General features: G+C 47.3%; 17 protein-coding genes. 11 read left to right on the plus strand and 6 right to left on the minus strand.

From position 1 onward, the window contains the following. Nucleotides 1–52: 52 nt before the first annotated feature. From RUM_RS03310 to RUM_RS03325, 4 genes are read right to left on the minus strand one after another with little or no spacing between them, the layout of a single operon-like run. Nucleotides 53–1,675 (minus strand): Y-family DNA polymerase, encoded by a 1,623-nt coding sequence (locus tag RUM_RS03310; protein WP_041326235.1) that lies wholly within the window; start codon nucleotides 1,673–1,675, stop codon nucleotides 53–55. A gap of 19 nt (nucleotides 1,676–1,694) precedes the next feature. Then, entirely contained in the window at nucleotides 1,695–2,285 is a 591-nt protein-coding gene (locus RUM_RS03315) for an SMI1/KNR4 family protein (protein ID WP_015557803.1), read from the minus strand. A gap of 16 nt (nucleotides 2,286–2,301) precedes the next feature. Beyond that, nucleotides 2,302–2,592, minus strand: coding sequence for a hypothetical protein (locus RUM_RS03320; RefSeq protein ID WP_015557804.1), 291 nt, complete (start codon nucleotides 2,590–2,592; stop codon nucleotides 2,302–2,304). Between the two features lie 13 nt (nucleotides 2,593–2,605). Next, nucleotides 2,606–3,169, minus strand: coding sequence for a thymidine kinase (locus tag RUM_RS03325; protein ID WP_041326236.1), 564 nt, complete (start codon nucleotides 3,167–3,169; stop codon nucleotides 2,606–2,608). Nucleotides 3,170–3,277: 108 nt separating this feature from the next. Here RUM_RS03325 and RUM_RS03330 point away from each other — a divergent pair, with 108 nt between their 5' ends. The 11 genes from RUM_RS03330 to RUM_RS03380 all read left to right on the plus strand — a co-directional run bounded on the left by RUM_RS03330 (nucleotide 3,278) and on the right by RUM_RS03380 (nucleotide 11,781). After that, nucleotides 3,278–3,598 carry a hypothetical protein gene (locus tag RUM_RS03330; protein WP_041326237.1) on the plus strand — a complete coding sequence of 107 codons (321 nt, stop codon included), beginning with the start codon at nucleotides 3,278–3,280 and terminating at the stop codon, nucleotides 3,596–3,598. 27 nt (nucleotides 3,599–3,625) lie between these two features. Continuing rightward, on the plus strand, nucleotides 3,626–3,949 hold the full coding sequence (locus RUM_RS03335; protein ID WP_015557806.1) for a hypothetical protein: 324 nt from the start codon (nucleotides 3,626–3,628) through the stop codon (nucleotides 3,947–3,949). A gap of 37 nt (nucleotides 3,950–3,986) precedes the next feature. Then, a complete protein-coding gene (locus RUM_RS03340) occupies nucleotides 3,987–4,430 on the plus strand; it encodes a macro domain-containing protein (RefSeq protein WP_015557807.1) in 444 nt (147 codons plus the stop codon). A 19-nt stretch (nucleotides 4,431–4,449) separates the two neighbouring features. Then, complete coding sequence (locus RUM_RS03345) at nucleotides 4,450–5,046, plus strand: hypothetical protein (RefSeq protein ID WP_015557808.1); 597 nt, start codon at nucleotides 4,450–4,452, stop codon at nucleotides 5,044–5,046. Then, entirely contained in the window at nucleotides 5,006–5,731 is a 726-nt protein-coding gene (locus RUM_RS03350) for a toll/interleukin-1 receptor domain-containing protein (RefSeq protein ID WP_147645551.1), read from the plus strand. Before RUM_RS03345 ends, RUM_RS03350 begins: the two co-directional genes overlap by 41 nt. Nucleotides 5,732–5,903: 172 nt before the next feature. Beyond that, nucleotides 5,904–6,200 (plus strand): hypothetical protein, encoded by a 297-nt coding sequence (locus RUM_RS03355; RefSeq protein ID WP_041326238.1) that lies wholly within the window; start codon nucleotides 5,904–5,906, stop codon nucleotides 6,198–6,200. Between the two features lie 220 nt (nucleotides 6,201–6,420). Further along, on the plus strand, nucleotides 6,421–6,879 hold the full coding sequence (locus tag RUM_RS03360; protein ID WP_015557810.1) for a GNAT family N-acetyltransferase: 459 nt from the start codon (nucleotides 6,421–6,423) through the stop codon (nucleotides 6,877–6,879). 185 nt (nucleotides 6,880–7,064) lie between these two features. After that, on the plus strand, nucleotides 7,065–8,549 hold the full coding sequence (locus tag RUM_RS03365; protein WP_015557811.1) for a UDP-glucose--hexose-1-phosphate uridylyltransferase: 1,485 nt from the start codon (nucleotides 7,065–7,067) through the stop codon (nucleotides 8,547–8,549). 300 nt (nucleotides 8,550–8,849) lie between these two features. Next, nucleotides 8,850–9,107, plus strand: coding sequence for a hypothetical protein (locus tag RUM_RS03370; RefSeq protein ID WP_041326239.1), 258 nt, complete (start codon nucleotides 8,850–8,852; stop codon nucleotides 9,105–9,107). A gap of 18 nt (nucleotides 9,108–9,125) precedes the next feature. Beyond that, nucleotides 9,126–9,341: a hypothetical protein gene (locus RUM_RS03375; RefSeq protein ID WP_162094096.1), complete on the plus strand. Its 216-nt coding sequence runs from the start codon at nucleotides 9,126–9,128 to the stop codon at nucleotides 9,339–9,341. 19 nt (nucleotides 9,342–9,360) lie between these two features. Next, on the plus strand, nucleotides 9,361–11,781 hold the full coding sequence (locus RUM_RS03380; protein ID WP_147645552.1) for a glycosyl hydrolase family 59: 2,421 nt from the start codon (nucleotides 9,361–9,363) through the stop codon (nucleotides 11,779–11,781). A 146-nt stretch (nucleotides 11,782–11,927) separates the two neighbouring features. Here the strand turns inward: RUM_RS03380 and rpsI are convergent, their stop codons facing one another. Both rpsI and rplM read right to left on the minus strand, forming a co-directional pair. After that, nucleotides 11,928–12,329 (minus strand): 30S ribosomal protein S9, encoded by a 402-nt coding sequence (gene rpsI, locus RUM_RS03385; RefSeq protein WP_015557813.1) that lies wholly within the window; start codon nucleotides 12,327–12,329, stop codon nucleotides 11,928–11,930. A 14-nt stretch (nucleotides 12,330–12,343) separates the two neighbouring features. Beyond that, a complete protein-coding gene (gene rplM, locus RUM_RS03390) occupies nucleotides 12,344–12,775 on the minus strand; it encodes a 50S ribosomal protein L13 (RefSeq protein ID WP_022357309.1) in 432 nt (143 codons plus the stop codon). Nucleotides 12,776–13,068 lie beyond the last annotated feature (293 nt).

A 13,068-nucleotide genomic window follows, 5' to 3' on the forward strand; every position in this document is an offset into this window, starting at 1 on the left:
CTGCCAGTGCGGAAGCCGGATTATATCAGCATATACGATTCTGGCATCCGGTTCATTGCTTTTTATGCCCTTTGTCATCTTTCTTCACCTCCGAAGCCTCGGCTCTATGGCCACCTATCTGACCGTTACGCTCAATGGTCGTTCCGCCCTCTATCAGGTTCATGCCCTTCAGAACTGCGTTTTTTCCAAATCTGCCTTGAAGCTGCAAGGTTGCACGCTGCAGAGCCCGTTCACGCTCTTCCTTACGTTTCTTTTCGGCCTTCTTTCGTTCTTCTTCCTCGTAGTCAACAAACAGCTCGAGCTGAACAGGTCCATCATCCTCGGGGATCTGATTCTCATAAATCAGATGGCAGGCGCAGATATTGATGCGTCGTACCAACAGTTCGGGATTGATAATACGATCATAGAGCCGCATCATGCATTCAGCGATATCCTTGGTAGAGGATGACCACTGTTCGAGGTTGCCGGTCCCGTGAGCACGATACGGAATAACACGCCCGTATCCATCCTTGGATACCTTTCCCTCATAGACCGTTTTGGTCGTGGTTGTCCGGTAAACGTCTTCCTTCGGACTGCGGCCGCGCCGTACCAGCTCTAGCGAGGTACGATCATATCCAATGGTCAGTGTCAGTTTCTTAGTCACAACATACTTTCTGACCATATCCAGCACAAGCAGTTCCGTCATTTCACGCACGATCAGTCTCGCAAGATCAGCGGTATACGGTTCCTTTAGCACCTGACCGGAGGAAAGCGAGTTTGTAGACGGTCTGTATGCCTTGATCGTGGGTATCTCTGTAGGCTCCCAGCCCCATGCGTGGTCGATTATTATCTCAGCCTTTACGCCGAGTGCCTTGTAAAGCAGGTCTTCATTAATCGTGCTCAGACGGGCAATATCACCCATAGTATAGCAGTTCAGGGCAGCAACACGGGCTGCGGTTCCGCCGCCAAGTCCCCAGAAGTCCGTCAGGGGCGTGTGACACCAGAGCAGCTCTCTGTATTTCATTTCGTCCAGCTCTGCGATCCGGACACCGTCCTTGTCGGCGGGAACATGCTTTGCCACTATATCCATAGCGACCTTTGCGAGATATAGGTTTGTGCCGATTCCTGCGGTCGCAGTGATACCGGTCTCATAAAGCACTTCCCGGATCATGGTCATTGCCAGCTCATGTGCCGTCATATGATAAGTATTCAGGTACCCGGTCGCATCGATAAAGCACTCGTCAATGGAATAAACATGTATGTCCTCCGGGGATATATACCGCATATAGATTGAGAAGATCTTCGTACTAATCTCCTCATACAGCTTCATGCGCGGCGGAGCTACGATATACGACAGTTCCAGTGCAGGATCTGCTGCAAGTGCCTCTGCATCAAATGACGCTGATGTAAAATGATACTTCCCGTTCTCGTCCTTCGGCAGCTGTTTCCGGCGAAAAGCCTCGTTGAACCGCTTCTGATTGATCTCCTTGACCGCCTGTATGACCTCGAACAGTCGGGCACGTCCGGAAATTCCGTGGGCTTTCAGTGAGGGAGTTACAGCAAGGCAGATCGTTTTCTCAGTGCGCGTTTCATCAGCAACTACAAGGTTTGTGGTCAGCGCATCAAGCTCTCTGTCAACGCATTCCACGGAAGCGTAAAAGCTCTTGAGGTCGATTGCGATATATGTTTTCTCCACGGCGGCTACCTCCGTTCTGTCAAAAGCGGATTTCGACCCAGCTTTGCAGCTGCTCCTGTTCAATTATCTTTTTGGCAACAATTGCTGTTAGTTTTTCAGTCAGTACAAACGGTGTGTTTTCCGCAGCAGATAAAAGCTGGGCGGCAGGCGTTTCCAGCTGGAACGCTTTACGGATTTTCATGATGGTTCTTACCTTGTCTTCCGGACATTTTTTCAGAACGACTTTTACCTTGGCAGACCAGTCAATCTTTTCCTTTTTCTCCTGAGAGAATAGGTGCCCGCTTTCATACCACTTTATAAAGTTTTGTAAATGCTGCGGCTCTGCTGTACCAATCGAGCCCTGCTCCAGAAAGCCAAACCGTGTGGTCTTGCTGCCGGATTTCATCACAAGCTCGTAGTCGCCGTTGTCATTGCCGATGGGAATCAGCTCTGGTGCGGATTCTGAAAATCCTAACGTAACATAGCGTTCCGCAATTGCTTCAATATCATACAGGATGCCATCATCAAATTCCATTGCATGATCTGCAAGCATAAACTCCCGATACATCTTCGGAATCACGATGTGCAGCCTGTTTTCCGCTGCTATGATTTGTTCTTCTGTATGCTTCATGGAATCCTCCTTCACATCAATTTTTCTGTGGACACTCCACATACCATCTGCCGAATCTGCTGGCATGATTTTTAATAGATTTCTCAAAGTACAGGTATTTTGTCTCACCTTTGACAACTACAGTATAACAGTCGCAAGTCGGGCTGTCATGATGAGCGCCTGCAGGACGGAAATCTTTGACGGCTTCGATTATGAACACACGTCCATCCTCCCATGTAATCGTTCGCGGCTGCATATAGCCTGTGGAGTCAAAGTCGGAATTGACCTTGACATACTTGCGTTCCATTCGTATTACCTGTTGTTTCATGCCACCGCCCCCTTTATTTCTGTGGCTTTATTTGTCGTTCCTTATAATGCTTCCGGCACAGTGCCATATAGCTCTCGTTGCCGCCGAGCTGCACCTGTTCACCCTCAGTGACCATCTCTCCGTTCAGTATCCGGGCATTGAAGTGTGCCCGCTTGCCGCACCAGCATATCGTCTTGATCTGCTCTATATCGTCAGCCAGCTCCATGAGACGCTTGGCTCCCGGAAACAGTTCGCTTCTGAAATCCGTCCGCAGACCGTAACAGATTACGGTAATGCCGTAGGTATCTACCAGATCACTTAGCCTGTTGATGACCTCCGCAGCAAGGAACTGTACTTCGTCTACAATAATGCAGTCATAATGCTCTCCGCTGTACTGTTCCAGAAATTCCTCTGCAAACTCGCATGGATCTTCTAATCCGATGCGGGAGCGTATGGTTTTCTCGCCGTCCCGATTCTCGCATTTTGGCTTCAGAAGGACGACCTTCTTGCCTTTCTCGACATAGTTATACCGTACCATCAGTGCATTGGCAGTCTTGGAGCTGCCCATTGCACCGTATCTGAATATAAGTTTTGGCATCTGTTACTGTCATCAGACGGTGTTTGGAGTACACATTATCTCACGCCAATCGATTATCCTGAATACACAGGAATTCGAGAAAACGATCTGTATCCTCCTGCAGTTAGTATGTACGATGATTTTTCTGCTTGGTTGATTGAGAACTACACAGAGAATGAATTGATTGAAATCAAACATCAAATTAGTAGTACGACATCAAGTGCGAGACTTACCGGAAATGCAGCAAGAATTCGTGATTTACATAGAAAGGCACTAAATACTGTGCGGTTAGGTGAGATGTTCAAAAGTGTCGATGCAGCTTTAGACAGATATTCTGATTATTCTGGAAACAAGTTACAGCGGGAAGAAGTCAGACGACAGCAAAACGCTGAATACACAGCTTATACTGAAGAAAAGCGAAAGCGTCAAATTGTCATAGAATTAAACTAACAATGACTGAATTGGGAGGTGTTTGGTATGATGATAAGCCCGTTATCGTATATAGCAGAGTATGAAAACGATACGTTTGAACAATTACTGCAAGAACGAGATTGTTTGATCGCAGAAATACATGAGCTTGAAAAAATTGTTTATAGCGAGGATAGATCAGATGAGGCATGGAGCATTTGTCCGCAACCTGATGTTCGCTATCAGATGAATTTAGATTATCTATCTGAACTGTGCGCATTCATTAGCAAAAAGTATAATCGAGAAATCGTATGGAAGGACGCCGAAGAAAGTATAGACGATGACGATAGCTCAAGTACTATTGCGGTAAAAAAATCGGAATCACAAAATTGAAAGTCGATGCTATCGTAAATGCTGCAAATGATGGCTTATGGGAAGGTGCGGAGTCTGTGGTGCCATATTCCGCGAAGCAGGATCATCTGAACTTACAAAGGCTTGTTCAGCTATTGGAGGATGTAAAACAGGAAATGCTGTCATAACGCCCGGATTTAAGCTCTCAGCTAAATACATCATCCATGCAGTCGGTCCGGTTTGGAGCGGTGGCACGCAGAATGAACCTAAGCTTCTCTATAGTGCGTACAAGCAGTCACTGCTTTTAGCAAAAGAGTATGATTGCCATTCTATAGGTTTTCCACTAATCTCAGCTGGCATATTCGGCTACCCTAAAGAGCGAGCTTGGCGAAAAGCAATTCAGGCTTGTAATGATTTCGTAAATGACAATCCCGACTACCAAATTGATATTATCTTCGCGGTGCTTGATGATGAAATTAAAGCAATTGGTGAAAAAACAATAACAGAAATTTATAATAAATAACTGTAAACAGGGGATAAAAATGGATTTTAATGCGTATATATCTGAAATATGGAATAAAGAGCATTCTTTAGCTTTGGCTTTTAATGAACCAAAAGATTCTTCTGAGAAGAAACCTCCCTACGATAGTATAAATATTCATCAAAGACTTGATTGGATCGACTATTGTAACAATCATAATATTACTATTGAGGAAAACTACATTGACGAATTGTTTGATAATATCATTTCAAATTTTACTTTTCAAGCTTTTGACGGAAACGATATACTGTACGGCGACATTATGGATTGTATCGATTATGCCCCTACACATAAAAAACAAGCATATGACGAGAAATTAATTGAAGCACTAAATAGTATATTGACTGGGAAATATAAATTTGAAACAACTTTCAATCTGTTTTTTTCTTGGATTCGCCATAGATTTTTGTTTCTTAACGAGTTAAAATTAGGTTTTCCGTTGGAAGAAGCTGGAATTATGATATGCTTTTATAATAGGAATCGAAATAGTTTTATTTTTAAGCGCGATACAGATTTTCTCACTATGAAGGCAATAGCAAATTATTTCCTAATGGCATATGAAAGTTGCAAAAAAAATCAAATCGCCTATGATATCTGAGGATTTAATTAAGGCTCGTTATTTTTTGCAACATTTCATGCGAGATGTATTAGTATCTGCTATTAATAATGGGTATTACGAATACGAAAGTAAAATTAAGCAAATTATAGAAGAACTTAAACTCGAAAAGGCAGTCAAACCAACAGTCTTTATTTCATATCAATGGTCAAAGACTTCTTCTGAAATAGCAGATAGAATACAGAATGAACTCAAAGATATTGCAGCTGTTCGAAGAGACACTACCAATCTGGTAACTGGTGATAGTTTATCTGAATTCATGAAAACAATTCGTAGCCAAGACTTTGCTATATTGATAATAACTGATGAATATTTAACAAGAAGAAACTGTATGTATGAAGTAGCTCAATTATTAAGAGACTATGATAATCACGAAACTAAGTTTTGGGAAAGGGTTCTATTGTTTGTTACAGCAAAAATATATGCAGCAGAAGAAAAAGCCGCGATAATTAAATTCTGGGATGATAAAGTTAATGAACTCGACGCAAAAATCAAAGACCTTCATGGTGAAACTACAGAAAAATTAGCTAAAGAGCTTAAGGAATGTCGATATATTTCCATGGAAATTGGAAAGCTTCTTGAATACGCATCAGATACACTTTGTGAAAAAGACCTTGATAAATTCATTTTGAACGCAAAAGAAAAAATTACTAAGCTTACATCATAAATATCTACCGTGTATTCAAATGTCCTTATACATATTCTCCCGTAAGCAGAACGATTATTGACATATTTCCACGCATATAAAATACCGAAAAAACAACCAATCTACGCACTCACGAAAACCGATATCCCCCACTCCGCCTTGACGGTTATCAATTCTTACGTCTTGGCGCAGCTTGATTGCCCAGGATTATCACGCCTCCTCCTATCTGACCTTTTACACAGACGCTGCCACTTTGGATACTTACGCTGCCTATTACGACAGCATGGACTGCGAACGGATCCAGTATGCTCCGGCAGGGGAGACGGATGAGGAACAGTTTCCCCACCTATCCTGGTTTTGCGGACAGATGAAGCTGGATCAGACCTTGCCGGAGCATTCGGAACAGATGACGCTGTATTGGTTCGATAGCTACTACCCGAAGGGCGTCCTGCTGGATTATGATACCGGGCTTGTGGCGGTACTGACTTAAGGCGGCAGCGCACAAAGCATGTGGGGAGGCTTTGTATAGCATCTGTCACACAGGCTTTGACGTGTGAAACATCAGCCACCCAGTTGGCTCTCTGCATGAGCAACCCATCCTGTAAAAGCGTGGATGGGTTGTTTGACTTTTCGTATATGGGCGTGGTATAATGTGTGAAACGAAATGTGGGGCATCTGCCTTGCAAATCGGAATTTACAGGAGTATTGAAATGAGCATAAAATTAGCACAAGAATTTGATTTTGATATTGTCAAGAAAATAACCCACAAAACAATCAAAGAAATCTATCCGCATTATTATTCAAATGGTGCAGTAGTATTTTTTCTTAATCATCATAATGATGAAAATATAATGAATGATATTTCAAATCATAATGTTTTTTTATGCTATAATTCAGAGCAAAATGCAGTAGGTACAGTTACTATTAAGAAAAACGAAATTTGCCGTTTGTTTGTACTGCCCCAATATCAAGGCAATGGGTATGGAAGAGAATTAGCAGACTATGCAGAAACTACGATTGCAAAACATTATGATGAAATAATACTTGATGCTTCTCTTTCTGCAAAATCAATTTATCTTAAAAGAGGATATCAAGAGATTGGATATCACTCAATAAAAACTGATAATAATGATTATCTGTGCTATGATGTTATGAAGAAGCAGATATAAATTCCAATTTGCAGAGATGATCATACCCATAAAACCAGCATCTGACGAAATAACAGTACCATTTTTCATCTTTTCGCTTATTTTGTGTATACATGCCGAAGTGAGTTGTGCTATAATATAGGCACCACCGCACAATCTTTATAGTCAATGAACAGATTCCAATGGATTTGAGTGAGGAGAACGGTATGATTTACAATACGATACAGGGCTTGATCCGGCATGGGATACGCAGCGGCCTGATCGCAGAGGAGGACGAGCTGGTTGTGCGCAATCAGTTGATGGATCTGCTGCATCTGACGGACTGGGAGGACTGTGAAGGAAGAAGCGGTTCGTTGGATGAACTGCTGGATGAAGTGGTGGATTATGCCTGTGCAAACGGGATCATTGAACAAACCGCCGTACAGCGGGATCTGTTCGATACAAGGGTGATGGGCGTGTTTACCCCCATGCCCCATGAAGTGAACCGGGAATTTTCCCGGCAGTATGCCCGATCCCCGGAGGCAGCGACCAACTGGTACTATGCCTTCTGCAAAAATCTGAATTATGTGCGTGCCGGCAGGATTGCAAAGGATCTGAAATGGACTTATGCATCCGACTACGGTACACTGGATATCACCATCAACCGGTCAAAGCCGGAAAAGGATCCCCGGGACATAGCCGCAGCTAAAAATCAGAAATCCGCAGCATACCCCAAGTGTCAGCTGTGCCTGGAAAACATGGGCTTTGCGGGGCATCTGACCCATCCGGCACGACAGAATCTCCGGCCGGTTCCGGTGGAGATCCAGCAGGAGAAGTGGTTCCTCCAGTACTCTCCCTATGGGTACTATCATGAGCATTGCATTCTGTTTCACAGCAGGCATGTGCAGATGGTGATCGACCGATCCGTGTTTGAAAAGCTGTTTGATTTTCTGGAGCAGTTCCCACACTATTTTATTGGTTCCAATGCGGATCTGCCCATTGTAGGGGGCTCCATTCTCTCCCACGAGCATTTCCAGGGCGGTAAATACACCTTTCCCATGGAAACGGCATCGGTGGAAAAACCGTTTGTTCTGAAGGATTTTCCGGAGGTAGCGGCAGGACTGGTGAAGTGGCCCATGTCCGTGATCCGGCTGACATCCGCCAACCGGGCGCAGCTTGTGCAGGCCTGTGACCATATCCTGCAAAAGTGGCGAAGCTATACGAATCCGGATGTGGGGATCTATGCCCGGACGGAGAATACGCCCCACAATACCATTACTCCCATTGCCCGCATGAGAAACGGCAGACTGGAATGCGACCTGGTGCTGCGGAACAACCGGACTTCTCCGGAGCGTCCCCTGGGAATTTTCCACCCCAATCCGTCCCTGCATCACATCAAAAAAGAAAATATCGGCTTGATCGAGGTCATGGGGCTTGCGGTGCTGCCTGCACGGCTGGCAGTGGAGCTGGATGTGCTCCGGGAAAAGATGCTTGCCCGTGCGGATCTGACGGAGGATCCCAGAACGGCTCCCCATGCAGAGTGGGCGGTACAGGTGCTGCATGCGCATCCGGAGTTTGCCCCGGAGCATGCGGAACAAATTCTTCGCCTGGAAGTGGGCAAGGCGTTTGAACAGGTGCTGTGTGATGCAGGCGTATTCAAACGGACACCCCAGGGTCAGGAAGCCTTTCTGGATTTTGTGGAGGGGCTTTAGACAGAAACCTCTTGCAATGTGACTAGTATCCTGCATCGTTCCCTTAACATTTGGCCACAGCAGTACAGATGGATTTAACGCTGGCTTTACAGAATTACGGTTGACACTGCCGAATGCCCCCTGCTATGATCAATGTGGAAGGAGTCCGTGTTTTGAAAAACGGAGGATGCATATGGTGTATTTGATGCTCGCAGTTGCAGTGGTCGTGATCGTTCAATGTGTCACCAAGCGGAAGAAACAAGCTGAAAGCCACAAAGACGCTGAAGATATTCCGGCAGTGGGGAAGCATGCAGCCCGGATGTGCAAGAGACACGCAAAAAGGGCGGCATTCTGCCGGTTCTGTATATTTGTCTGATCCTCTGGCTGTGCGGGCTGGCCTTGATCGGCGGCGCATACAAAAGCAAAAAGGAGTCTGAAGCCATCAAAAGCCAGGACAATCGTGCAACCGCTTACATCACCGGGGTTTCTGAATATGAGGTATATGACGAGGACGGGGACCTTAGAGATGTCCGGGATATTTACATAGCGTATGAACTTCATGGAGAAGCATACAAGTAAGTGATCAAGGACGCATACATGTGCGCACCGGAAAACGATATCGGCGAACCGGTGGAGATCTATTACGATGGGGAGAATCCGGCGGTGATCACCGTTCCGGAAAATGTGGAAAGCAAGGTTTCGATCAAGCTGTCCCTCGGCATCGTGATCTTTTGCATCCCCACAGGGCTGATCCTCTTTTTCGGTATCCGGTATAGGATGGAGAAAAGGTTCCGGGTCAACAGGGACGGATAAGGTATGGGGAGGAAACAGCGTGAAAACAAGAGCGCTTATCATCGACGGAAGAACCAGGAACACGAAGGAAACTATGCGGAACCGGGGTGCCGGCATGGTTAGCGCCAATAATTCATCCCGCCTGCTTCTGGACTATAAGGCGGAGCATCCGGAGGCGTACTGTGAAATTCTGGAGTATATCTTTGGTGAGGACGGCATCGGGGTCAATCATCTGAAGCTGGAAATGGGATCGGACATCAATTCTTCTTCGGGAACGGAACCCTGCGTTATGCGCAGTGCCCATGAACGGGCTGATGTGACAAGGGGAGCAGGCTATCAGCTTGCTGCGGACGCAAAGAAGATCAATCCGGATCTGACGCTGGATATGCTCTGGTGGAGCGAGCCAAGGTGGGTGTCCGATGTGGATGATCTTTATGCCGCAAGGTATCAGTGGTACAAGAATACCCTGGATGCGGCATACGAGACCTATGGGTTGAAATTTGACTATGTGAGCGCCGTGCAGAATGAACGGGGCGCAGATCTGGAATGGGTCAAATATCTTTCAGTCCATCTGAAAAGCGAACGGGACTGTCCCTATGACTATGCCGGGATCAAAGTGGTAGGGGGAGAGGAGGTCTGCACCTGGGGCTTTGCCGACAGAATGTACGAGGACGAGGAGCTGATGCATGCCGTTGACGTGGTGGGCAGTCATTATACCAGCTGCTCCACTGCCAGGGCACAGCAGCTTGCCCGGGAATACGGCAAGGAGCTATGGTTCAGCGAGGCAAGCTCCCCCATGAGCTATGGGCAGGGTACATACAGATTTGACGGAACTCACTCGGGCTTGTCGGATCTCAACGGGGTTCTGGACATTGCCAACAGAATCATCGGCATGTACCCCAACGGCGGCATGACCCTTTATGAGTATCAGCCTGTGGTGTCGGCATATTATGACGGAGTCTGCTATTGCCAGAAGCAGCTGATCTCCGCTGCGGATCCCTGGAGCGGCTATTATCTGCTGGACAGCGGATTTTATATGTCGCTGCATTTTTCTCAGTTTCTGAAAAAGGGCTGGGCGTTTGTGGATAGCGGCTGCTTCAGCGATGGCAAGCCCGGAGGAGACGGTCACGCCATAGTGGACGCAGTGTACAGCTACATGACGGCAACGGATACTGAAAGCGGCGATTACAGCACCGTCATTGCTAACACCACGCCGGAGCCCATTGCATATACCTTCCGGGTATCCGCAGTGGACAAAGCATCTGCGCCTGTAGGCGTATGGGAAACAAGAGGCCCCGACGGCGGTAGCTATGATGCCCATTATTTCAAAAAGATATCGGACATCATCCCCGAGGAGGAACAGGGGGCGTATACCTATACCGTATTGGTGAAGCCCTATTCCATGGTGACGGTATCCACAGTGACTCCCAGGCGGACGGAATACAAAAACAAGGAGGCATCCGAGCAAGCCCTGCTCACGCTGCCATATGCCGATGATTTTGCATATGAAAACTATCCGCCGGATTATCTGACCTCCAGGGGCGGTGCGCCCAGATACACCACGGATCAGGGCGGTGCTTTTGAGGTGGAGCAGACCGAAAGCGGCAATGCGCTTGTGCAGCAGATTACTGCCCATACCCGGGCAAAGGAATGGGGCTTTACCCCGGATCCGGTGACTTGCTTCGGGGATGACAGGTGGTACAACTACAGTGTGTTGGTGCATGTGAAGCTGGATCCATCGGAGGAGCCGGCAAAGAATTATGCGGGTGTGGGACTGCGGTACACCCTTGCATGCAATGCAGTCAGCGGCTACTCCATCCGGCTTTACCAGGATGGAAGCTGGGCTCTTCTGGCGCAGGATACGGTAAAGGCAAGGGGCAGCATTGGGGACTTTGATCCGGGCGCTGTCCATGCGCTGCACATAAAGGCGGAATACAATGTGATCACAGCATGGATTGACGGTGAACCTGTTGCCGAATATGTCAGCCGGTCGGAGTCTCTGATGGGCGCCGGACGGGGCGCATTGTACAGCGCATACCACCGCAATTGTTTTAGCAGGCTTGTGATCCGGCCGACAGCGGACGCAGAATCATATATCACCCGGTACGATAACACCGATGTCTGCTTTGCATATGAGGGGGCGTGGGAGCATCAGACTGCAACCGGCTTCAAGCATTATAAGCGCACCATATCCCAGGGTAAAGAGGGGGCAGTGTGCATTGTGCGCTTCGTGGGAACAGGCTTTTCACTGTTTGGGGAAACCGGCAAAGCGGTACTTTCCGTTGTAATAGACGGGGGAGAGCCCCGGTCCGTACAGGTATGTGAAACGGGCCCGCGGGAAATATCCTATCGCTGTGATGGTCTGGCAAAAGCAGCCCATACCGTAAGGATCACGGTTGCGGCAGGCACATACAGCGTGGATGGGATGGAAGTCATTGGCGGAGAAGTCCCCGGTTTCTGAGGAGATTGGGAAGCATCGCATATTTACCGGATCAACGGCTGCTTTGACAGAAATCCTTCCGATGCTGCCATAACAAATGAAGCGGATATAAGAAAGCCCCGGAAAACCTTGATTTTCCGGGGCTTTTAAGCATTTTGTAAGAGGAATTATCTCTTGGAGAACTGGGGTGCACGACGAGCAGCCTTCAAGCCGTACTTCTTTCTTTCCTTCATTCTCGGGTCACGAGTCAGGAAACCAGCCTTCTTGAGAACCGGACGCAGCTCAGCGTCGTATTCCAGCAGAGCACGGGACAGACCGTGGCGAATTGCGCCAGCCTGACCGGTTACGCCGCCGCCGGTAACGGTGCAGACGATATCGAACTTCTCAGCGGTCTCAGTCAGAGCCAGAGGCTGACGAACGATCAGCTTCAGAGTATCCAGACCAAAGTAGTCATCAATGCTTCTGTTGTTGATGGTGATGTTGCCGCTGCCGGGGTATACACGAACTCTTGCTACGGAGTGCTTTCTTCTGCCTGTGCCGTAGAAATATTTGATCTTAGATTCGTACATGTTCAAGCGCCTCCTTAAAATTCATAAGCAACGGGCTTCTGCGCTGCGTTCTTGTGGTTAGCGTCCTTATAAACACGAAGCCGTGTCAGAGCGGAACGACCGATGGTGTTGTTGGGCAGCATGCCGTTTACTGCAATGGTCATTGCCTTTTCCGGGTTCTTTTCCATCAGTTCCTTGTACTGGATCTTCTTCAGACCGCCGATCCAGCCAGTGTGCCAGTAGAAGTACTTGTTCTCCAGCTTCTTGCCGGTGAGTACTGCCTTTGCACAATTGATGATGATGACATGATCGCCACAGTCCGCATGGGGAGCGAAGGTGGGCTTATGCTTGCCTCTCAGGATCGCAGCAGCCTGTGCAGCTACACGGCCGAGGGACTTGCCTTCTGCGTCCAGGATGTACCAGGTACGCTTGATTTCTTTCATGTTCGGCATAGTCGTAGTAGACATAAAAATCAAATCCTCCGTAATATTAGTTTGTCCGGGGTGCAGCATCAGATCCGCCCGCAGACTGCCACGCAAGCGCAGACATACGGTTCCCGAACAGCGCAAGATCTATTATACAGGGTTCCCTCCGGCTTGTCAATTGGCAAAATGCCGAAAATTCAATTTATATCCCTCAATCTCTTGCATTCTCTCTGTTTTGCTCCCGTTCTCTTGATTTCTCATCTTTCGTTTCACTTTTGCAATGGAGTAAAAATTCCGGCTCGGAAAGCCTGTCGGATCCGGGATCATCAGCATTA

The sequence above is a fragment of the Ruminococcus champanellensis 18P13 = JCM 17042 genome (genome assembly GCF_000210095.1).
GTDB lineage: Bacteria > Bacillota > Clostridia > Oscillospirales > Ruminococcaceae > Ruminococcus_F > Ruminococcus_F champanellensis.